Genomic DNA, 20,647 nt, shown 5'->3' on the forward strand with positions numbered 1-20,647 from the left:
GGAACCTCCCCGTTCGGCAGTGTTTCAGCCGTTTATCTATCCGAATGAAGCAGGACAGGATCTGCCGTCTTTCTCCCTGCCTGCCAACTAACAGAAAAATGCCTTGACTTTATAACAAAGCCAAAGCGTCGCTTATTGAATAAACCGCTGCAGCTGGTGATAGTCCGGATTGCGTTCCAGCGCTTCCTGACAATCCTCGCAGATGGTTTTTACTTGAATATCGCCATTTTGTTCATATGAGATCATCTCTCGTCTCTCTTCCTGCGACAGGTGCTGAAAACCCAATTGCTCGCTGTATACTGAAACGCTGTCAATTGTTCCGACCTTAACGCCGCAATGGCGGCATGTATAGTGTAGCGCCATTTTAGCCCCTCCTGAAAGGTTTTAGTAACAGTATGAACCTTCAGGGGGGCGCTTATACTAAATCAATTGTATTTGTTCATCACTTGAAGGAAAGGCTCTTTGATAAAACTCTCGCATGCATCTGCAGAAAGAGCGATTGCATCCTGAATGCTCGGCCATTCTTCTTTCCCAAAAGAGCCAAGCACGTAATTGGATACACTCATCCCTCCTGAGGGACGGTCGATCCCGATTCTCACGCGGTTGAATTCCTGTGTATTTAAATGCTGGATCATTGACTTGATTCCGTTATGTCCCCCGGCGCTTCCTTTTGTTCTCAGTCTGACCTTCCCTGCCGGCAGATCAAGGTCATCATAGATGACGGCGAGATCTTGGTCATCTATCTCATAATAATCCATTAATGGCCTGATGCATTCACCAGAAAGATTCATGTAGGTAAGTGGTTTTAATAATATGACTTTCTCTCCCGAAACATGCCCCATTCCATAAATCCCGTTAAATTTCGTGCGGTCCAGAGGAATGCCGAACCGTCTGGAAAGCTCGTCAATCGCGATAAATCCTACGTTATGACGTGTGTTTTCATATTGTTTTCCCGGATTTCCGAGTCCAATGAAAAGTTTCATGATTGTACCTGCCCATTCTTTAAGCCAATCGGCTCTTTGTCAGTATGCCCATCCATCCGGAAGGGTTTAAAATCAGGCGCCAATGAAGCTCAAGCTCTAAGATCAGGCTGCCATCATTTTCAATGTTTCTTTAGTTCAACAATACCATAAAAAACGCAGCCATTAAACGGCTGCGTTTGTAATTTACTCTTGTTTTTCGCCTTCAGCAGCATCCTCTTCGTTTTCTCTGCCTTCAGCATTCTCAGGCTCTCCAGGCTCCTGCTCTTCACCGCTGTCGATTTCCTCTTCCTGCTGTGGAGGAAGAATAGAAGCAACGACCTCATCCTTTTCATGGTTGAATGAATATTTGCCTGAAATCTTCACATCGCCGATTGTCAGCGTGTCATTTACGCCAAGCTCTGAAATATCAACCTCAATTGTCTGAGGGATTTCATTCGGCTTAGCTGTAATGGAAGCCTGGTACAGAGGCTGCTGCAGAACGCCGCCGTCCTTAACTCCCTGTGCATCTCCAGTAAGAGTAATCGGAACATCGACTTCTACATCCTCTTTCATGTTAACAACGTAGAAATCGGCATGAGTGATTTCGTTTTTAAGAGGATCTGTCTGCATTTCATACAGCATGACAGAATGGGACTTTCCGTCAAGATCCAGTTTTATAATTGCGTTGCGGCCTTCGTCGCGCAGCGTCTTAATTAATTCTATGCTATCTATAGAGATTGATTTGGGTTCTGTTGTTTTACCGTAAATAACAGCGGGAACCTGTCCTTCTTCGCGGACCTTTCTTCTCGCCGAGCTCGTAAATACTGTACGTTCTTTTACTTTTAGAGTTGTCATAGTCCAAAACACCTTCCTAACGATAAGTTATGTCTTATTTAATTCCCATTATTGAATAGGTCTAAACATTTTTCTTATTTAAAGGGGGGGATTTGTTTGGGTCGGGACCGTGCTTTTTTCATTTAAAACAGCATGTATTCAGCGCTGCCTGATAAGAAAATCTTCGCCGATCACCAAAAATTGTATCACTTCCGGATCAGTGCTTTCAACATCTGGCTCTCTATTCTTGAGGGGGCTGTTCTACCCGTTTAGTGCCTTCAACTCTGCGATTCATCTTCTTGAGGGGGCTATTCTATCCGATCAGTGCCATCAACTCTCTGATTCCTCTGCTTAAGGGTTCTATTCTCACCGATCAGTGCCATCAACTCTCTGATTCCTCTGCTTGGGGGTGCTATTTTCTCCGATCAGTGCCATCAACTCTCTGATTCCTCTGCTTGGGGGTGCTATTCTCACCGATCAGTGCCATCAACTCTCTGATTCCTCTGCTTGAGGGCTCTATTCTCTCCGATCAGTGCCATCAACTCTCTGATTACTCTGCTTGAGGGTGCTATTCTCACCGATCAGTACCATCAACTCTCTGATTACTCTGCTTGAGGGTTCTATTCTCACCGATAAGTGCCATCAACTCTCTGATTACTCTGCTTGAGGGCTCTGTTCTCCCTGAAAAGTGCCATCAACTCTCTGATTCCTTTTCTTAAGGGTTCTATTCTCACCGATAAGTGCCATCAACTCTCTGATTACTCGGCTTGAGGGTTCCATTCCTCCCGATAAGTGCCATCAACTCTCAGATTCCTTTTCTTAAGGGTTCTATTCTTCCCCAAGCTCAAATACTCCTTTTTTTGTAATCCTACCCGTTCCCTTCCGCTCCAATCCGCAGGAGCAATAAGCATTTACCCAGCTAAAAACGGCAAAAAACAAATAAAAACCCCTCCTGCTCTAAACAGAAGGGGCTGCAATGATCAATCAAACAAAGTAGAAACAGATTGCTCTTCGTGAACACGAATGATGGCTTCGCCGATCAGCGGGGCAACAGACAGCTGCTTAAGCTTGTCGATTTTTTTCTCTTCGCCGAGAGCAATAGAGTTTGTTACTACAAGTTCTTTAATATTTGAGTTTTGAATGCGTTCGATGGCCGGTCCTGAAAGTACAGGGTGCGTACAGCAGGCGTACACATCTGTCGCGCCGTTTTCTACTAGTGCATTTGCAGCAAGAGTGATTGTTCCGGCTGTGTCGATGATGTCGTCGATTAAGATGGCTGTTTTGCCTTCGATGTTACCGACAATGTTCATGACTTCCGCAACATTCGGTCTAGGGCGGCGCTTATCGATAATGGCGATCGGCGCTTTCAGACGGTCAGCAAGTTTGCGGGCGCGGGTTACTCCGCCGTGGTCAGGAGAGACAATGACGATATCCTTCAGATCTTTCTCCTGGAAGTACTCAGCAAGAATTGGAACACCCATTAAATGGTCAATTAAAATGTCAAAGAAACCTTGGATTTGAGGAGCGTGCAGGTCAAGAGTGATCACGCGGTCGGCTCCTGCCGTCTCAAGGAGGTTTGCAACAAGCTTAGCTGTAATCGGTTCACGTGCACGGGCTTTGCGGTCCTGGCGTGCATATCCGTAGTAAGGCATAACAATGTTGATTGTTTTTGCAGAAGCACGCTTTAACGCATCAATCATGATCAGAACTTCCATCAGATGCTCATTTACCGGAGCACTCGTTGACTGAATGACAAAAACATCACAGCCGCGGATACTTTCTTCAATGTTGATCTGAACTTCGCCGTCACTGAAGCGTGTTACCGAACATTTACCTAAATCAACACCGACTTCATCTGCAATTTCCTGAGCCAAGGCAGTGTTTGAGTTTAATGTAAAAATCTTTAAATTTGAATCTGCATAACGATTTGACATTTTTAAAGGAGACCTCCACTGGGTTTTATTGGTTAATCTGTATAAGCCGGGTGAACAGCAGCAGAATGACTGCGGCTGCTCTTTGACCTTCTTATTTTAAATAGTCATCTTTATTGACTTGTCTTGCACGTGCGATGGAAAGGGCTTTGCCCGGCACATCATCTGTAATCGTAGAACCTGCAGCAACATAAGCTCCCTGGCCCACTGTTACAGGTGCGATTAAGTTCGAATTGCAGCCGATGAAAGCTCCGTCTTCAATCTTAGTGAGGAATTTATTTTTGCCGTCATAATTGACTGTAATCGAGCCGCATCCAAGGTTTACGTCTGCACCCACTTCAGCATCTCCGATGTAGCTCAGATGTGAAGCTTTGCTCGCTTTGCCCATGGATGATTTCTTGATTTCAACAAAGTTTCCGATCTTAACTTCGTCACCAATTGAAGAATCCGGTCTGATATGTGCAAACGGTCCGATGTTTACATCATGGCCTATTTCGCTGTCGTGTGCAGCGGACTGGCGGATCGTTGTCCGGTCTCCGATTTTGCAGTTGTTGATTTCCGTGTTAGGTCCGATAACCGAATCTTCACCGATTTCGGTTTTCCCCGAAATGACGGAACCTGGATAGATAACCGTATCTCTTCCGATTACTGCATCGCTTGAGATATACGTATTGTCAGGATCAATGATGGAAACACCATTCTTCATGTGAAACGCATTAACGCGCTTTTTCATAAACTGTTCTGCCTGTGCAAGAGCCACTCTGTCATTAACACCGAGAGTCTCTTCAAAAGATGCCGTCTGAAAAGCCGAGATGATTTCATTTTCCGATTTTAAAATTTCAATAACATCCGGAAGGTAGTATTCACCTTGGGAATTTTCATTGGACACTTTTTTCAGTGAGTCAAAAAGAGCCTTATTGTCGAAGCAGTATGTTCCAGTGTTGATTTCCGTAATAAGAAGTTCTTCTTCGTTTGAATCTTTGTGTTCAACAATCTTCTCAACATGTCCTTCAGCGTTTCGCACAACACGTCCATAACCTGCAGGATCATCTGCTTTAGCTGTAAGAATCGTTGCTTTTGCATGTGTTTCTGCGTGATGAGCAAGCAGTGATGCCATTGTATCTGCCGTAATTAACGGTGTATCGCCGCAAATAACAATGGTTGTCCCTTCTTTGCCTTCCAGATGGGATGCAGCCTGCATAACAGCATGAGCCGTTCCAAGCTGTTCACTTTGAAGGGCATATTCTGCTGTATCGCCAAGCTGATCTTTTACTTTCTCCGCTCCGTGACCAACTACAGCAACGATTTTGCTTAAATCAAGTTTTGAAACTTCATCTGCTACGTGCTGAACCATTGGCTTGCCGCCAACTGGATGAAGCACTTTATAAAGCTTTGATTTCATCCTTGTGCCTTGTCCTGCAGCTAAAATAACTGCGTATCGGTTATCCATTATCGAGGCCTCCAGTATCCCTTTTTATCCATAGAAAAATATATCTCAAATAACCCTTTATTTCAAGAAAACATGAGAAAGTACATAATATTTCATAAAATTGTCATGATCTGTCAAGCGTTATTTTTAGCATTCCCTATTTTGAAAAATCTTTTTGTACTACGGAAAAAGCCGGTCAGGATCTTGTCCTGACCGGCTTTTTTAAGCTTCATATAATCAAGAAGCACCTGCTTCTTCAAATTCAACTTCAAGTTCACCTAAACGATGATACTCGGTTAATACAGCTTCCTGAATTTTCCCTCGAGTTCCAGAATTGATCGGATGCGCGATATCACGGAACTCACCATCAGGAGTTCTTTTGCTGGGCATTGCAACAAACAGCCCGTTGTTGCCATCAATAACGCGGATGTCATGAACAACAAATTCATGATCAAGTGTGATGGATGCAATCGCTCTCATGCGGCCTTCGGTGTTTACGCGGCGTAATCTTACGTCAGTAACTTCCATTCTGTTCACCACCTTTTCCCTGTATGAAAAACTTTAGTTAAGTTATTCAACGGAATTTTTCTATTTCCTGCAAGAACAGAAAAATATTTTGAAAAATCAGGTGATTTTATGGAGTCTTGTAGACCCTTGCAAATTTCTTCAGCAGGTTTGCATGGTACAAAAGGTTTACAGACCGATCAGCAGCGCGAAAATCAGCTTACAGCAGCAATAACTTCTATTTCCACAAGTGCATCTTTCGGAAGTCTGGCAACCTCCACACATGAACGTGCAGGCTTGTGACCGCTGAAGTACTGGCCATAGACGTCATTGAAAGCAGCGAATGAATTCATATCTTTTAAGAAAACAGTGGCTTTAATGACACTTTCAAGTGAAGCGCCCGCTTCTTCAAGAACAGCCTTCAGGTTTGAGAAAACCTGGTGGGTCTGCTCTTCAACAGTGCCTGTAACCATTTCTCCTTCTGGAGTAAGCGGAATCTGACCGGAACTGTAGAATAATCCGTTTAGGACGATCCCCTGGCAATATGGACCTATGGCAGCCGGAGCCTTTTTCGTATCAATTGTTCTCATCTTACCCTCTCCCCTGTCAGTTCGTATATTAGAATGCTGTCTTTTCATAAAATGATGTTTATGAAGTCGGACCCGTTGCTTTCCGCGGGGAGCGCCGGGAGCTTCCTCGCTGCGCTTGCGGGATCTCCCGTTCGCTCTATATCCCGTAGAAAAGCGGAAGCGCCCGTTTTGCTCCGGCAGTCAGATAAGAAATCACCCGAAAAGTCCGGGTTTGACTTTTTGGGGGATTTTGTTCTGACAGAGGAGTTGGGCGCTGCAGCTGGAAAAGGAGTCAAGTGCCTTCCGCTTCAATCCACTGGAATAATCGGTTCCATGCTAAAGCAGCAAAACTTACAAAAATCCTATTTTAAAAACCGGAAATAATTCCCGTCCGAAACTTCTATCTGTTTTTCCTTTACATCAACGTCTGTCAGTTTGACCACAGATATGTACTCGTCAACAAGACGCTCTTCAACGCCTTCTGATTCTACCAGTACACCGATGCCTGCAAGATTTGCATTGAATTCCTCGAGCATGCTGACCATTCCGTTAATGGTCCCGCCGGCTTTCATAAAGTCATCAATGATCAGGACATTTGACCCTGTCTTGAGGCTTCTCTTAGAGAGAACCATCGTTTGAATCCGTTTTGAAGAGCCTGAGACATAATTAATGCTGACTGTAGGACCTTCTGTTACCTTGCTGTCGCGCCTGACAATGACAACGGGCACATCAAGCTGATTAGCCACAGCATAGGCAACAGGAATCCCCTTCGTAGCGACCGTCATGACCAGGTCGATTTTCCGGTCCGCGAAAACAGACGCGAAAAGTCTTCCAATCTGATTCACAATGGAAGGGTTACCAAGAATATCCGTTAAGTATAAATACCCTCCAGGCAGCAGTCTTTCCGGTTTAGCCATGAGACTGCAAAGCTCGTCAATGATCTCTCTTGCTTCTGAAGCTCCGATTCTCGGGATAAACTTTACCCCGCCAGCTGCTCCCGGCACCGTTAAAAGAGAACCAATGCCTCTTTGTTCAAATGTTTGCTTTATAATAGTCAAATCCTCACTGATGGACGATTTGGCAGATTGGTACTGATCAGAGAAAAAAGTTAAAGGAACAAGTGCATGTGGATGTTGTAGCAAGTAATAAGTCATATCAACAAGCCGTCCACTGCGACGAAATTTCATGGAATAACCTCCAAAATCCGAATATTTTAAAGTAAATATAACTTAATATACGGATTTAATCAAGGCTATTCCGTTCTCCAATCAACCTCACAGCAAAAACCTGATCACAGAAACCTCTTAATCCGTTATACACCCGGTGCAGCCTTGACTCATAGCGGACCAGCCCGAAAACAGTGGGTCCGCTTCCGCTCATCAGAACGGCATCGGCACCAAAGCGTTTCATCTGATCTTTAATATTTGCAACCTCAGGGTACATATTCAGCGTGACATCTTCCAGCACATTGCCGAGAAGGCTGCAGATTTTGTCAAAATCCTGTTCCTTAATTCCCTCTATCATTCCGTCAACATCAGGATGTTTAACAGAGTCAAGCTTCAGGTTCCGGTATACATCTGCCGTTGATACGCCGATTGTCGGCTTGGCAAGCACCACCCAGCAGTGCGGAGGGGTATCAATATGCTGAATCTTTTCCCCGCGGCCTGTAGCAAGGGCCGTTCCGCCATATACACAGAACGATACATCAGAACCAATTTCCGCTCCAAGCTCTGCAAGCTCGTCCAGGCTTAAACCTAGCTTCCACAGCCGGTTCAGCCCTCTGAGAGCGGCAGCTGCGTCGCTGCTTCCGCCTGCAAGGCCCGCAGCGACCGGAATGACTTTCGTGATGGAGATGGAAACGCCCTTTTTCACCCCGTACCTCGTTTTCAGAAGCAGGGCGGCCTGATACGCGAGGTTCCGCTGATCATCCGGAACAAAGCGGTTGTGGGAGATAATTTGAATCGTATCTTCAGGCAGTTCCACAAGTTCAACGCGGTCGGCTAAATCAATTGTTGTCATAATCATCTTCACTTCATGAAATCCATCTTGTCTTTTATGGAGCACATCAAGCGAAAGGTTGATTTTAGCCGGCGCTTTTTCCAAAATACGCAACATTTTCACCTACTTTTAACGAACTGAAATTATCCACATTGTACCACAAAAAAGGCGAATATAACGGGTTTTTCCGGCAAAACCGCTATAAGGCGCGATATTTCAGTATTTCAAAAGATTTTCTTGCAGAAAAAGCCGGAGCGGAATGCGCCCCGGCTTTATAAGTTCGTTACTTTTTCACCTGACCGGCCATATGCTGTTCAGCAAATTCAATTGCCCGTTTTACCATATTTCCTGCATCACGGGATTTGATTGCCCCCCAGCCATCCTGTTTGACCGTGTCGTAAAACCCTAAATCCTTTGCCAGCTCGTATTTAAACTCTTCGGACATAATTCCTTGACGACGTCTTCCCATCACAGAACACTCCTATCCTCTGGCTTTTGCTGCCGCCCGGAAATGGACGGCAGTCTGCTTCCTTTATACAAATAAAAAAGCAGCACCATTAGTATGTGCCGCTTCAAGCAGGTATATCCTTCAATTGACGGGACAGCGCTTTTTAAGGCAACAAAAAAAGCAGCAAACGAGTGTCTACTGCCCAGCAACTGCTACTGAACCTGATGTATCTTCAAAAAAAGTTAATTGCACGGTTTCAGTTAAGACATCTGCATAACTGTATGATACGCGTTCAAATGCATTTTCATCCTGATCTAGTTGTACAACGAAAACAGCTGGGTACGTCTCTGTAAGAACACCTGAACGTTCAATCGTTTTTCTTCGGCCGCCGTTTGCTTTCAGCGTAAGCCGCTTGCCAAGATTGGACTCCAGGGAGTTTTTGATATCGCCTAACGTTTTTGCCATTGCAACCACCTCACTACATTCAGTATACACTACCGCCCAATTTAAGTCAAATAAAATTTAAATTATATCAGTGATGAAAGATCACTGTCAACAAAATATTTTCAACAAAATTCCCTCTATCTCTACAATGTAGGATTTACCTAATTCTCTTGTTTTATGTAAAGAAAGGAAAAATTGTTTCCTTAAAGAGATTTAAGGGGGAAAAGACCGCTTTCTCACGAGAAGCGGTCTCACGAAGAACTGGTGTCATCGTGCCTGCGATAAGGCATTCCTGTTCTGAGGACTCCCTTGGTTTCGATGCCGCCAAGCCCTTTTTCTCTTGTCAGGGTATTGCGCAGCACATCCCAGACGTTTATTCGCTCTGAAAATGGCGTAAAACTTATTTTCGCTACAATATAAACAGGGTCAAGTGCATGAATATTCACTCTTGACGGGGAACTGGCAAAATTGGCTCCCGCTCTTATAATCGATTCAAAATGAGACTGGCACGCACCGGCAAAAATGACCAGCTGATCAAGATGGGGAACAGCTTTACGCGCATTGCGGACGGTCTGAACAAAATGCTTGGAATGGCGGTATGCGTTCAGGTCATTGATTGGTCCTTTATGCTTTGAATAAGCATCATGGCCCGTGATGACCAGAATATTCGGCCGGTATTCTTCAATCAGTTCCGCCACAACATTTTCCATTTCTGTTTCTTTTACGTGAACGCCAAAAACAGGAACGCCCACCCGTTCGTAAAGCGACAGGCACTTTTGCAAGTAGGTCGGATCTCCGTCCAAGTGAAGAACCTTTCCCGGAAGATGAAAAAACTCCTCATTGTGGCTGTAGTTTGCTGTTGCCTGGTACTCCCTCTTTTCCTGCAGCAGCCGGTAATCCTGTTTCAGCAGATAGAGAGACTGCTCAAGCTTTTCTTTTTCGTGCACTTTCCTCTCCATGCGCTCACGGTCATCGATCACTGCTAAATCATCGCAGAGAGCATCAGCGATCAGACGTACTTCTTCTCCGTATAAAATAGCAGCCCAATTGCCGTCTTCTGTCTGCTTCAGATCTATGACCCTGAACAGGACATCGCACTGATAAGATTTGCGGGCTACAATATCACCTATTTTAACTTGCATGTTCTTCACTCCAAATGACCGATTCGCTGAAACATTCCCATACAGGACACCGCACAGACCAAGAGAGGACTTGCTGTGCAGGGTCCGTAAACATCAGTGTGCTTAGAACTCCTTTTCTAGCCTATGACATTTCAGCAAAAGTGTGATAATTTGGAAGCTTCCTTCCTTCAGTCCGCTGCATACACATAGAAAAACCCCGCAGCCTCATGGACTGCAGGGTTCAACCGTGCCGTTATTCCTTAAATTCCCCAATGAGCTGATCACTGAGCAAAGCAAATTCTTCGATGGAAAGCGTTTCTCCCCGCCTTCTGCCGTCGATGCCGGCCTTCTCAAGGGCCTCTTCAATAGCGGCTTTCTTTTCTTTGCCGTTTTGGAGGGAGTGCTGCAAATTGTTAAGCAGGGTTTTTCTTCTTTGAGCAAAGCTTCCTCTGACCACTTTAAAGAAAAACGCCTCATCTTTTACCGTTACTTTCGCTTCATTTCGGAGCAGCAGCCTGATGATGGCCGAGTCGACGTTCGGCTGCGGCATAAAGACTGTTCTCGGCACTGTCATAACGGTTTTAGCCTCTGTATAGTACTGTACTGCTATAGAAAGCGATCCGTAGTCTTTAGAGGACGGAGACGCCTCAATTCTGTCTGCGACCTCTTTTTGGAGCATAACAACGATGCCTTTTAAAGGAAGCTGATCTTCAAGGAGCTTCATAATAATCGGAGTCGTCACGTAGTAAGGCAGATTGGCAACGACCATGACTTCCCTGCAGTCTTTAAACTGCTCGTCCATTACCGTTTTGACATCTGCCTCCAGAACATCCTGGTGAATGACTGAAACGTTATCATACGGGGACAGAGTGTCCTTTAAGATCGGGATCAGCCTCTGGTCAATCTCAAAGGCAACAACTTTCTTGGCCCGCTTTGCCAGCTGTTCAGTCAGCGCCCCTATTCCGGGACCAATTTCAATAACACCCGTTTCTTCTGTTACCCCTGCATGGTCAACAATTCTTGTCAGGACATTCGGATCGATCAGAAAGTTCTGTCCAAGACTCTTTTTAAATGAAAAGCCGTACTTTTCCAAAATGGCCTTCGTGCGGACCGGTGTTGCAATATCTTTAATCATTCTGCTGCTCCTCCCGAACAATCTCCTCAATAGCTTGTGCAAAAGCTTCTCTTGTTATCTTGAACATATGAAGTCTTTTTTCAAGCTGCTTGCCGTTTGTGTATCCTATTTTTAAAAGCACGCCAAGTCTTTCTCTCCGGTCCTTTGCTTTTGGACCTCCGATCAGACCCGCTGCCAGCAAATCGCTTTTATGAATGACAGGATCGGTATCCGCCATTTCTTCTTTAACATCCTTCAGAGCGTTCCTTATGGCCTCTTTTGAAGCATGCTCTACGCCTATGCCCCTGCCGTTTTTCGGACGTGCATCAGGCTTTGCCAAAAAGGCATGCTTGCAGCCGGGAACCTGTTCGGCAACCATCTTGCGGATTTTTTCACCCGGAAAGTCAGGGTCTGTGAAAATAATAACTCCCCGCGTCTTCTGTGCAAGACGGATCTGTTCAATGACCGCATCTCCAACCGCAGAGCCGTTCGTCTCGATTGTGTCGGCGTCAACAGACCGTTTGATGGCCGTCGTATCGTCTCTGCCTTCCACTACAATAATTTCTTTGATTTTCATATTTTCCTCCAAAAAGGTGAAACTTTTTTGAGTAGTCAAACGTCTAATTTATAAATAGCGCTTTGTGCTTCGCTGTCTGGTTAAAACGTAATTGTACCTCATTCAAACACAAAAAGACAGAGGGACTTACATCCCCCTGCCGTCATATGATTAGTTCAGTACTCTTATTTTAACGGTCTTTCTTCCCCAGCGGTAGGCTGCTCCCTTATCAGAGAAGAATACATCAATCTTTTTCCCTTTAATAGCGCCGCCTGTATCAGAGGCAACGGCATACCCGTAGCCTTCAACATACACTTTTGTGCCAAGCGGAATCACGCTCGGATCAACGGCAATGACCTTGGCGTTTGGATTTGATCTCAAATCCACACCTGTCGCCGTTGTACCTGAACATCCGTTGCAGTGTGCTGTGTATGCTGTTGATGTTACGTAAAACTCTTTGGATACAGAATCATTAGATCTGGACACTGTTTCCGGTTTGCTTGCAGCCGGTTTAGGCGCAGCTTTTGTGCCCAGTGCCACTACACGATCCTGACTTTCTTTTACAGTCTCTTCTTTGATCAGCTTTCTAGACACTTCTTTTCCATTTTCAAGCATAACTTCAAAATGTTTCGCAACTTTGCCTTCTGAACCAGGTTTAATAACTTCCTGTTTTCCTTTAGGAATGTCTTGGTCATTCTTTGTTACAACTGAAAACGCAACTGGTTCTTCCACTACATCGGTGACTTTTTCTACGCGTGTGACGATTACGGCATCATTTGCACTCAATGTTTCATGAATTTGGGGTTCAACCTTATCAAGTTCATTTACCTGTACTTTTTGGTCTTTCAAAAAGTCAGCGACAGTAGTCGAAGTTGACCATACTTGTTGTTTTTTATCTCCAACTGTTAGTGTAATCTGTATGGCTTTCTCAATGTTGAGCTTAAGATTATCTGATATCTTTGTATCTTTTGAAGCATTCATCTTATCGTGCCCGGTAATCTTTATGTTCTGTTCCTTCAAAAATTCTTCTACGGTTTTGGCTGTTGTCCTTATTGTCCTTTTCTCATCATCCACAGTTAACTGTACAGGTTTCGAAGCCTCAAAAACAACGTTCAGGTTGTTTTTGATTTCAGCATCGCCTTCCGGTGATACGTTATCTTCTTTTTTTCTATCTATGTTTAAATCTTGGAGTAATTCATCTACTGTACGTGCATGTGTCCTGAGCTTCTCGCTTTTGCCGTTCATCGTGACAGTTACGGTGTTCTTCGTCGCTTCAAATGTAGCGAACGCGGTACCCGTAGCTAAAACGACTAAACTGACAATTGCGAGGACAATCTTGTTCATGCTTAGTCTTTCGGATAACAGCTTTTTCATATGGTTTATCACTATGAAAAACGCCTCCTTCTCCTCCGAGGATTATATAGAGTAACGATCTTGCTGTCAACCCTCACCCACTTTTTTCATTTTTTTCTAATCGTAAACACTATTATGCTAAAAAAAGATCAAAAAGTGAAGAATTTCTTGTCGACAAATATATCCTATGAGAAAAAGAAGACGGGTAGAACCTCATATTTCCAGTGAGTTTTCGGACAGGCTCCCGCAAAAAATGACAAAATCCCTTAGCGAGAAATGCCGAAAATTCTCTTTGCATTGTCGGACGTTTGTTTTACAAAATCCGCATAATCCATACCGCGAAGCTCCGCAATCTGCTCCGCTACATACTTTACATAGCCTGGTTCGTTTCGTTTTCCTCTGAACGGATGAGGTGTTAAATAAGGGCAATCCGTTTCAATCAAAAGTCTTTCCATTGGAATTTCAGCTGCGACCTCTTTTGGCTTTTTGGCATTTTTGAATGTGACAGGCCCGCCGAATGAAATGTAGAAATTCATTTCCATGCACTGTCTCGCCACTTCAAGGCTTCCTGTAAAACAGTGCATGATCCCGCCTACTTCGCTCGCCCCTTCTTCCTGAAGAATCTCAACTACGTCTGCTGTTGCATCCCGGTTATGGATAATGATCGGAAGATTCACTTCCTTTGCAAGAGCAATCTGCTTTCTGAATACCTCTTTTTGAACATCCTTTGGTGATTTGTCCCAGTAGTAGTCAAGGCCCATCTCCCCTATAGCAACTACTTTAGGATGAGACGCAAGCTCTTTAATCCATTCTAAATCGGCATCCGTCATATCAATCGCATCAACCGGATGCCAGCCGACTGCTGCATAAATAAAATCGTATGCTTCAGCAAGTTCAATCGCTTTTGTAATCGTTTCTGTATCAAAGCCAACAACAACAGTATGGGTCACGCCTTCATGGAGCGCCCTTTCAATCACTTCTTCAAGGTCATCCTGATACTGGATGGCGTTCAAGTGTGCATGTGTATCAAATAACATCTTTCGACATCCTTTCTCCGCGATTTGAAACAGAAAAAAAGAGGCGTTATCCCCGATTGTTACACGTGAAACACCTCTTTTTTTCTCTTTTTTATTTAATAATTGTACCATTTGGAAGACTTGAATCGACAGTAGCAAGCGACAAGTTTCCTTCTCCGCCGCCGGCAAGAATCATTCCCTGTGACAGCTCTCCGCGAAGCTTAACCGGTTTAAGGTTTGTAATGCAGATGACTTTCTTCCCTACAAGCTGGTCAGGCTGATAGCTTTTTGCAATACCTGATACAACCTGTCTTTTTTCCGAGCCAAGATCAAGCTGCAGCTTGAGCAGACGGTCTGCTTTTTTTACAGGCTCTGCATGGATGACTTCAGCTACACGCATTTCAACCTTCATGAACTCATCAAACGTAATTTCCGGTGCTGTTTCTGCTTTTTCTTCTTTTTTAGCTTCCTCAGCTGGTGCAGGAGCCGTACCCTGCATCTGTTCTTTAATATAGGCAACCTCTTCTTCAACCTCTAAACGAGGGAAGATTGGAACTCCTTTTGCAACCTTCACCTGTGGGATGCTGCCGAATGAGGACAGACTGTCCCATTCCTTCAGGGAAGCATCCGAAATGCCAAGCTGTTCGAACATCTTTTCAGGTGTTTTGGTCAAAAACGGCTTCAGCAAAATGGCGGAGATGCGGAGAGACTCAGCTAAATGCACCATCACTGAACCTAATTTACCGCGGTTTTCCTCATCTTTTGCCAGAACCCATGGCTGTGTTTCATCAATGTATTTATTTGTTCTGCTGATAAATTGCCATAGCGCATTAAGAGCAATCGAGAATTCCATCTTTTCCATCGCTTCTTCATACTTCTTAATCGTTTCCCCGCTGAATGCAGCAAGCGTACCGTCAAATTCGGTTTGTGCTCCGCTGTAGGCAGGAATTTCGCCGTCAAAGTATTTCTGAATCATGGCAACCGTTCTGTTCAGCAGGTTCCCTAAGTCATTGGCAAGGTCATAATTCACTCTTTCGATAAATCCTTCCGGAGTGAAAACACCGTCAGAGCCAAAAGGCACTTCTCTAAGCAAGTAGTAGCGGAGAGCATCAAGACCATATCGGTCAATAAGCGTGACCGGGTCCACAACATTGCCTTTTGATTTGGACATTTTACCGTCTTTCATCAGCAGCCAGCCGTGTGCGAACACTTTCTTTGGCAGCGGCAAATCGAGGGCCATCAGCATGATCGGCCAATAAATTGTATGGAAGCGGACAATCTCTTTGCCGACGAGGTGAACATCTGCCGGCCAGTATTTCCGGTACTTTTCATCGTTTTCTGTTCCGTATCCAAGAGCAGTTATATAGTTGGAAAGAGCGTCAATCCATACATAAATGACGTGCTTCGGATCACCGGGAACCTTCACTCCCCAGTCAAATGTCGTACGGGAAACAGCAAGATCCTCAAGGCCGGGCTTAATGAAATTGTTGATCATTTCATTTTTGCGTGATTCAGGCTGAATGAATTCCGGATTTTCTTCGTAGTACGCAAGGAGACGGTCTGCATATTTGCTCATTTTAAAGAAATAGGACTCTTCCTTTACTTTTTCAACAGGACGTCCGCAGTCAGGGCAGTTGCCGTTTTCAAGCTGTCTTTCCGTAAAGAAGGACTCACACGGCGTACAGTACCATCCTTCGTATTGGTCAAGATAGATATCGCCCTGCTCAAGCAGCTGCGCAAACACTTTCTCTACAATTTCTTTATGGCGGTCCTGAGTCGTACGGATAAAATCGTCATAAGAAATGTCGAGCTTGCTCCACAGATCTTTAATTCCGCTGACAATGTCATCGACATATTTTTGTGGAGTGACGCCGATTTCTTCTGCTTTACGCTGTATTTTCTGGCCGTGCTCATCTGTTCCTGTCAGATACATGACGTCGAATCCGCGCATGCGTTTATAGCGGGCCATTGCATCCCCGGCAACGGTTGTATATGCATGTCCAATATGAAGCTTTCCGCTTGGATAATAAATAGGTGTTGTAAGGTAGAACGATTTTCTCTGATCTTCCATCGGTTTCCCTCCCGGTAATGGTGACTGTCTCTAGGATAGAGATAAGAAAAGCGCAGGCGTCTGATGCCGGCAATGCGCATCTATATATTCTTATTTCTGGAAAAAGCCCCCGCCCAATGGACGAGAGCGCTTATCCTTAATAGATTTCCAATCGAATTATACTCTTTATGATACCATCTTAGCCTTTAATATCAAGAAAATATACCTTCTATGGACAAAAAAACAAAGACCCCCAGGAATAGTATGAGTGGCATAATTATGCCAAATGTTTCCTAATGAATAATTTTTGTTGATTCTTGTCGAACAATCGTTATAATATAGTTAACAATATTTTGAATTAATACTATTCTATGTATAATTATATATTCCCTTTTATGCGTTTATTTTCCTTTTTTGACGGGTATATATCTTAATACCGCTAAGGCTGTAAGGGTTCACGAAACTTTCACTTATTTTCGCAGCCTATTGAATAGTTTCTGATTGACGTTTATTGGAAACACTGTTATGCTTATGAGGATGAAGATTTTGTCGAATTATGACGAAGTTTAAGAAAAAACACATATAGAACCTTTATTATTGGGAGGAGAACAAAATATGAAATCTACAGGTATTGTACGTAAAGTTGACGAGCTTGGCCGAGTGGTAATTCCGATCGAATTGCGCCGCACACTTGGAATCGCTGAAAAAGACGCTCTTGAAATCTATGTGGATGATGAAAGAATTATCCTTAAAAAATATAAACCAAACATGACTTGCGCTGTAACTGGCGAAGTATCTGACGATAACTTCACTCTTGGCAACGGAAAATTAGTTCTAAGCCGTGAAGGTGCAGAGCAGATCCTTAAAGAAATCCAAAGCAACTTAGTAAAATAAGTACGAAAGACCTGGCGGAAATCCGCCAGGTCTTTTTTTATCCTATTCAACGTGATAAGACTGATACACATCTCTCTTCGGAACATTCCGCTCCTTTGAAACCTGTTTGATTGCCTCTTTCGATGACATTCCCTCGTTCACATAATGCGCAACATGCTCTTCAAGCGACAGAGAATCCCACCACTCATCTTCTGCAGGGATGCTGTTGATATCCTGTCCCTCCACAATCAGACAGAATTCTCCGCGGATCTGGTTTTCCTCAGCCCACTTCACAGCTTCAGGTATTGTCCCTCTGATGAATTCTTCAAATCGTTTTGTGAGCTCTCTAGAAAGACAGATACGGCGTTCTCCCAGAATCTCCGCCATTGCTGCAAGTGTTTCTTTCAGCCTGTGCGGAGATTCATAAAAAATCATCGTTTCCGTCCGGTTTGCCAAAGCTTCTAGCTGTTTTTTCTTTTCTTTTTTCTGCCTGTCCAAAAAACCGAAAAAGTAAAAGGGCTGGGGAGTTATGCCTGATGCCACAAGTGCTGTAAGTGCTGCATTTGCACCGGGAAGAGGGATCACCTTTCCGCCTTCAGCAAGGATATCTTCCACAAGCTTGCTTCCGGGGTCCGAGATAATCGGCATGCCCGCATCGCTGACAAGCGCTACATTTTTCCCCTGTTTCATCAGTTCCAGAATTTTAAAGCCGCTTGATTCTTTATTATGTTCATGATAGCTGATCAGCTGTGTGCCAATCTCAAAATGATTGCAGAGCTTTTTAGACTCCCTTGTATCCTCTGCAGCAATCACATCCACTTCTTTCAAAATGGAAACGGCGCGGAAGGTCATATCCTCCAGATTGCCGATCGGCGTTGGCACAAGGTAGAGCGAGCCCCACTCTGTGTCCGCATTAAAGCTTTTCTGTTCCTGCATCTTCATCATCCTCCCTCTGCCAGAAATCCCAAGCTGTAAAGCGTTCAGGATCAGCAAGAAACTCTTCCTTCTTTCTCCTCGGCAGCTGTTTAAAAGCATATTCCGCCCTCATCGCCGGCCTTTTTGAGGAAAATTGCTTTGCATACAGGAGCTTCACAGGGCCTCTCGCCCGTGTATACTTGGCACCCTTTCCGGCATTATGCTTCTCCAGGCGGGCGGCAAGATCATTCGTATAGCCTGCATAATAACTTCCGTCCCTGCACTCAAGCACATAGAAAAAATGAGTGCTATTGCTTTCCATACAGGATCTCTTTCACTTCATCTGTGTATTCATTGTTCTGATTGTAGACAAAAAGCGGAGGAAGAATCTTCAGATCCGGCTGTCCGCCTTTAATTCCTTCTATCAGCAGGGTATTTGCTTCTTTTCCCTGCTTAGGATATACGAGCTGAATCCGTTTAGGCTCGATTTTGTATTTTTTCATAAGCTCCGTAATTTCAAGCAGTCTGCCAGGCCGGTGAACAAAGGCGATCTTTGCACCCATTCGGGCAAGCTTGCTGGTCGCACAAATGACATCCTCAAGCGTGCAGAGAATTTCGTGCCGCGCAATCGCTAAATGTTCATTCTGATTTTGTTCATCCTTCTTCGGCGTTTTAAAATAAGGCGGGTTGCACGTGATCACATCAAATTTCCCGTGGCCAAGTACGCCCGGCATATCCTTTAAATCACCGTGAATCATCGTGATTTGATTCTGGAGGTTATTATAGGCAATGCTTTTTTCAGCCATTTGAAAAAGCCGCTCCTGAATTTCAACACCGGTAATGTCTGCTTTAGATCTTGTCGAAAGCAGCAGCGGAATCACGGCATTCCCTGAGCATAAATCCAGCACTTTCCCTTTTTGAATCGGCATATAAGCAAACTTGGATAGAAGAACCGCATCTAAACTGAAGGCAAAAACAGACGGACTCTGCACAATCCTTAAATCCTCAGCCAGAAGGTAATCCAAACGCTCATCTCCTGTTAAATCGACCATCGTAAAATCCTTTCTTTCTATATAAATATCAACAAAAGCGCAAGTGCCAAGGCCCGCTCCGATAGGCAGATAAGAATCCGGCAGAAAAGTCCGGGTCCCGCCTTTTTTGCCGGATTTGTTCTGACAGAGGATCTAGGCGCTTACGCTTGCCGAGGATATACTATCCATATCCTTACATTCATTATAATATCCTTAACAAGAACAAATCCGTTCAGAATATTTCTTTTCAGACCTTAAAAAAAGCTTCCCCTCGCAGGAAAGCCCGGTTATTTCTTATTAAGAAAGGAAAGACAGAACAAACAGTCTCCGTCTTTGCGGACACTTCCATAGTGAACATTGCATATATGGAAACCTTCCTGATAGAGACGGGCCAGGTTATCATAGCCCTCTCCAATGTCCACAATCTTTGAATCCATTCCCTGTTTATCTGTATGCTGTTTCATCTGCTTCTTTTGATCTGCTGCAGCTGCTGTTGCATTCAGGCGTCTGCGGAGGTTATCATTTTCAATCTGAAGATGATGATTCTCCTCAAGCAGGCCGCCAAGGTGATGCTTCAGCTCTCCAAGCTGTCTGTACAGGGAACCGATTTGTTCTTCCATGCTGCTTACAGATTCAAAGATTTCTTTTTTATCCACTTGTTCCACCTCATCAATCTGTGGATTTCATTGGAACAGCGCCTTCTTTCATTAATTCTTCCCAAGTAAATTCAACCACGCGGTCTTTTTCTGAAAGTTCAACCTGCAAAACCCGTTCCAATATATTTAACCCGACTACTTTTCCTGTGCCTATCGGCGTGCCGATTGACTCACCGATATCAGGAAGCTGTTCTTTGGCAGATTCATATTCATCATTTTCATATTTCAGGCAGCACATAAGCCTTCCGCACAAGCCGGAAATTTTTGTTGGATTGAGCGAAAGGTTCTGATCTTTCGCCATCTTGATGGAAACCGGTTCAAAATCGCCAAGGAATGTGGAGCAGCAAAGCATTCTGCCGCAGGGTCCGATGCCTCCAAGCATCTTTGCCTCATCCCTGACGCCAATCTGGCGCAGTTCAATGCGCGTTTTGAAAATAGCCGCCAGATCCTTTACAAGCTCCCTGAAGTCCACGCGGCCATCTGCTGTGAAATAAAAAATAACCTTGTTCCGGTCAAATGTATACTCAACATCTACAAGCTTCATATCAAGCCGGTGCTCTGTCACCTTATGCTGGCAGACCTCATACGCCTCTTTTGCTGCATGATGGTTTTCATCTACGATCAGGCGGTCTTTTGCATCAGCCACCCTCAGCACTTTTTTCAGAGGAAGAACGATGTCATTCTCTCCAACCTGCTTTTTATGAATGACGACTTTGCCGAACTCGACGCCTCTTACTGTTTCGACAATCACAAAATCTTCGTTTTCTATTTGAAGCCCATTAGGGTCGAAATAATATATTTTACCCGCTTTTTTAAAGCGGACACCCACTACATCGTACAATT

23 protein-coding genes are annotated in these 20,647 nt (G+C 44.3%); 1 reads left to right on the forward strand and 22 read right to left on the reverse strand.

Annotated elements, in window-relative coordinates; all coding sequences use genetic code 11:
• Positions 1–132: 132 nt before the first annotated feature.
• The 17 genes from MHB63_08600 to metG form a co-directional block, all read right to left on the reverse strand.
• A complete protein-coding gene (locus MHB63_08600) occupies positions 133–363 on the reverse strand; it encodes an anti-sigma-F factor Fin family protein (GenBank protein MEK3806595.1) in 231 nt (76 codons plus the stop codon).
• Positions 364–425: 62 nt separating this feature from the next.
• Positions 426–983 carry an aminoacyl-tRNA hydrolase gene (gene pth / locus MHB63_08605; GenBank protein ID MEK3806596.1) on the reverse strand — a complete coding sequence of 186 codons (558 nt, stop codon included), beginning with the start codon at positions 981–983 and terminating at the stop codon, positions 426–428.
• Between the two features lie 183 nt (positions 984–1,166).
• Positions 1,167–1,817 (reverse strand): 50S ribosomal protein L25/general stress protein Ctc, encoded by a 651-nt coding sequence (locus MHB63_08610; protein ID MEK3806597.1) that lies wholly within the window; start codon positions 1,815–1,817, stop codon positions 1,167–1,169.
• Between the two features lie 959 nt (positions 1,818–2,776).
• Positions 2,777–3,730: a ribose-phosphate diphosphokinase gene (locus tag MHB63_08615; protein ID MEK3806598.1), complete on the reverse strand. Its 954-nt coding sequence runs from the start codon at positions 3,728–3,730 to the stop codon at positions 2,777–2,779.
• 91 nt (positions 3,731–3,821) lie between these two features.
• Positions 3,822–5,177: a bifunctional UDP-N-acetylglucosamine diphosphorylase/glucosamine-1-phosphate N-acetyltransferase GlmU gene (gene glmU, locus MHB63_08620; GenBank protein ID MEK3806599.1), complete on the reverse strand. Its 1,356-nt coding sequence runs from the start codon at positions 5,175–5,177 to the stop codon at positions 3,822–3,824.
• 216 nt (positions 5,178–5,393) lie between these two features.
• A complete protein-coding gene (gene spoVG, locus MHB63_08625) occupies positions 5,394–5,684 on the reverse strand; it encodes a septation regulator SpoVG (GenBank protein MEK3806600.1) in 291 nt (96 codons plus the stop codon).
• Positions 5,685–5,875: 191 nt separating this feature from the next.
• Positions 5,876–6,250: a RidA family protein gene (locus MHB63_08630; GenBank protein MEK3806601.1), complete on the reverse strand. Its 375-nt coding sequence runs from the start codon at positions 6,248–6,250 to the stop codon at positions 5,876–5,878.
• A 341-nt stretch (positions 6,251–6,591) separates the two neighbouring features.
• A complete protein-coding gene (gene purR / locus MHB63_08635) occupies positions 6,592–7,416 on the reverse strand; it encodes a pur operon repressor (protein MEK3806602.1) in 825 nt (274 codons plus the stop codon).
• A gap of 55 nt (positions 7,417–7,471) precedes the next feature.
• A complete protein-coding gene (gene ispE, locus MHB63_08640; protein MEK3806603.1) occupies positions 7,472–8,341 on the reverse strand; it encodes a 4-(cytidine 5'-diphospho)-2-C-methyl-D-erythritol kinase in 870 nt (289 codons plus the stop codon).
• A 169-nt stretch (positions 8,342–8,510) separates the two neighbouring features.
• Positions 8,511–8,696 carry a small, acid-soluble spore protein, alpha/beta type gene (locus MHB63_08645; protein MEK3806604.1) on the reverse strand — a complete coding sequence of 62 codons (186 nt, stop codon included), beginning with the start codon at positions 8,694–8,696 and terminating at the stop codon, positions 8,511–8,513.
• Between the two features lie 174 nt (positions 8,697–8,870).
• Positions 8,871–9,140 carry a Veg family protein gene (locus MHB63_08650; GenBank protein MEK3806605.1) on the reverse strand — a complete coding sequence of 90 codons (270 nt, stop codon included), beginning with the start codon at positions 9,138–9,140 and terminating at the stop codon, positions 8,871–8,873.
• 230 nt (positions 9,141–9,370) lie between these two features.
• A complete protein-coding gene (gene yabG, locus MHB63_08655; protein ID MEK3806606.1) occupies positions 9,371–10,261 on the reverse strand; it encodes a sporulation peptidase YabG in 891 nt (296 codons plus the stop codon).
• Positions 10,262–10,493: 232 nt separating this feature from the next.
• Positions 10,494–11,375, reverse strand: coding sequence for a 16S rRNA (adenine(1518)-N(6)/adenine(1519)-N(6))-dimethyltransferase RsmA (rsmA, locus tag MHB63_08660; GenBank protein ID MEK3806607.1), 882 nt, complete (start codon positions 11,373–11,375; stop codon positions 10,494–10,496).
• On the reverse strand, positions 11,368–11,931 hold the full coding sequence (gene rnmV, locus MHB63_08665) for a ribonuclease M5 (GenBank protein ID MEK3806608.1): 564 nt from the start codon (positions 11,929–11,931) through the stop codon (positions 11,368–11,370). Before rnmV ends, rsmA begins: the two co-directional genes overlap by 8 nt.
• 150 nt (positions 11,932–12,081) lie before the next feature.
• Positions 12,082–13,296 carry a ubiquitin-like domain-containing protein gene (locus MHB63_08670; GenBank protein ID MEK3806609.1) on the reverse strand — a complete coding sequence of 405 codons (1,215 nt, stop codon included), beginning with the start codon at positions 13,294–13,296 and terminating at the stop codon, positions 12,082–12,084.
• Between the two features lie 233 nt (positions 13,297–13,529).
• Positions 13,530–14,300 carry a TatD family hydrolase gene (locus MHB63_08675; protein ID MEK3806610.1) on the reverse strand — a complete coding sequence of 257 codons (771 nt, stop codon included), beginning with the start codon at positions 14,298–14,300 and terminating at the stop codon, positions 13,530–13,532.
• Positions 14,301–14,391: 91 nt separating this feature from the next.
• Positions 14,392–16,350 carry a methionine--tRNA ligase gene (gene metG, locus MHB63_08680; GenBank protein ID MEK3806611.1) on the reverse strand — a complete coding sequence of 653 codons (1,959 nt, stop codon included), beginning with the start codon at positions 16,348–16,350 and terminating at the stop codon, positions 14,392–14,394.
• Positions 16,351–16,944: 594 nt separating this feature from the next.
• Here metG and MHB63_08685 point away from each other — a divergent pair.
• On the forward strand, positions 16,945–17,223 hold the full coding sequence (locus tag MHB63_08685) for an AbrB/MazE/SpoVT family DNA-binding domain-containing protein (GenBank protein MEK3806612.1): 279 nt from the start codon (positions 16,945–16,947) through the stop codon (positions 17,221–17,223).
• A gap of 42 nt (positions 17,224–17,265) precedes the next feature.
• On the opposite strand, the gene rsmI is transcribed toward MHB63_08685, so the two are convergent.
• From rsmI to MHB63_08710, 5 genes are all read right to left on the reverse strand, one after another.
• The gene (gene rsmI, locus MHB63_08690) at positions 17,266–18,144 is read right to left on the reverse strand and encodes a 16S rRNA (cytidine(1402)-2'-O)-methyltransferase (GenBank protein MEK3806613.1); all 879 of its coding nucleotides are present in this window, start codon (positions 18,142–18,144) and stop codon (positions 17,266–17,268) included.
• Positions 18,116–18,439 carry a GIY-YIG nuclease family protein gene (locus MHB63_08695; GenBank protein ID MEK3806614.1) on the reverse strand — a complete coding sequence of 108 codons (324 nt, stop codon included), beginning with the start codon at positions 18,437–18,439 and terminating at the stop codon, positions 18,116–18,118. Before MHB63_08695 ends, rsmI begins: the two co-directional genes overlap by 29 nt.
• Positions 18,426–19,169, reverse strand: a complete 744-nt coding sequence (locus tag MHB63_08700) for a tRNA1(Val) (adenine(37)-N6)-methyltransferase (GenBank protein MEK3806615.1) — start codon at positions 19,167–19,169, stop codon at positions 18,426–18,428. The genes MHB63_08695 and MHB63_08700 overlap by 14 nt, the downstream gene beginning before the upstream one ends.
• Positions 19,170–19,435: 266 nt before the next feature.
• Positions 19,436–19,804, reverse strand: a complete 369-nt coding sequence (gene yabA / locus MHB63_08705) for a DNA replication initiation control protein YabA (GenBank protein MEK3806616.1) — start codon at positions 19,802–19,804, stop codon at positions 19,436–19,438.
• Positions 19,805–19,817: 13 nt separating this feature from the next.
• A complete protein-coding gene (locus MHB63_08710) occupies positions 19,818–20,645 on the reverse strand; it encodes a stage 0 sporulation family protein (GenBank protein MEK3806617.1) in 828 nt (275 codons plus the stop codon).
• Positions 20,646–20,647 lie beyond the last annotated feature (2 nt).

Source organism: Bacillus sp. FSL H8-0547 (assembly GCA_038002745.1).
GTDB lineage: Bacteria > Bacillota > Bacilli > Bacillales > Bacillaceae > Bacillus_P.

Bases quoted from the DNA above. Each gene is read 5' to 3' on its own strand.
- rnmV (MEK3806608.1), bottom strand. From the start codon at position 11,931: ATGAAAATCAAAGAAATTATTGTAGTGGAAGGCAGAGACGATACGACG.
- MHB63_08695 (MEK3806614.1), bottom strand. From the start codon at position 18,439: ATGGAAAGCAATAGCACTCATTTTTTCTATGTGCTTGAGTGCAGGGAC.
- MHB63_08685 (MEK3806612.1), top strand. From the start codon at position 16,945: ATGAAATCTACAGGTATTGTACGTAAAGTTGACGAGCTTGGCCGAGTG.
- MHB63_08630 (MEK3806601.1), bottom strand. From the start codon at position 6,250: ATGAGAACAATTGATACGAAAAAGGCTCCGGCTGCCATAGGTCCATAT.
- MHB63_08675 (MEK3806610.1), bottom strand. From the start codon at position 14,300: ATGTTATTTGATACACATGCACACTTGAACGCCATCCAGTATCAGGAT.
- MHB63_08600 (MEK3806595.1), bottom strand. From the start codon at position 363: ATGGCGCTACACTATACATGCCGCCATTGCGGCGTTAAGGTCGGAACA.
- MHB63_08700 (MEK3806615.1), bottom strand. From the start codon at position 19,169: ATGGTCGATTTAACAGGAGATGAGCGTTTGGATTACCTTCTGGCTGAG.
- MHB63_08645 (MEK3806604.1), bottom strand. From the start codon at position 8,696: ATGGGAAGACGTCGTCAAGGAATTATGTCCGAAGAGTTTAAATACGAG.
- glmU (MEK3806599.1), bottom strand. From the start codon at position 5,177: ATGGATAACCGATACGCAGTTATTTTAGCTGCAGGACAAGGCACAAGG.
- purR (MEK3806602.1), bottom strand. From the start codon at position 7,416: ATGAAATTTCGTCGCAGTGGACGGCTTGTTGATATGACTTATTACTTG.
- rsmI (MEK3806613.1), bottom strand. From the start codon at position 18,144: ATGAAGATGCAGGAACAGAAAAGCTTTAATGCGGACACAGAGTGGGGC.
- MHB63_08650 (MEK3806605.1), bottom strand. From the start codon at position 9,140: ATGGCAAAAACGTTAGGCGATATCAAAAACTCCCTGGAGTCCAATCTT.
- MHB63_08615 (MEK3806598.1), bottom strand. From the start codon at position 3,730: ATGTCAAATCGTTATGCAGATTCAAATTTAAAGATTTTTACATTAAAC.
- metG (MEK3806611.1), bottom strand. From the start codon at position 16,350: ATGGAAGATCAGAGAAAATCGTTCTACCTTACAACACCTATTTATTAT.
- spoVG (MEK3806600.1), bottom strand. From the start codon at position 5,684: ATGGAAGTTACTGACGTAAGATTACGCCGCGTAAACACCGAAGGCCGC.
- pth (MEK3806596.1), bottom strand. From the start codon at position 983: ATGAAACTTTTCATTGGACTCGGAAATCCGGGAAAACAATATGAAAAC.
- MHB63_08610 (MEK3806597.1), bottom strand. From the start codon at position 1,817: ATGACAACTCTAAAAGTAAAAGAACGTACAGTATTTACGAGCTCGGCG.
- yabG (MEK3806606.1), bottom strand. From the start codon at position 10,261: ATGCAAGTTAAAATAGGTGATATTGTAGCCCGCAAATCTTATCAGTGC.
- rsmA (MEK3806607.1), bottom strand. From the start codon at position 11,375: ATGATTAAAGATATTGCAACACCGGTCCGCACGAAGGCCATTTTGGAA.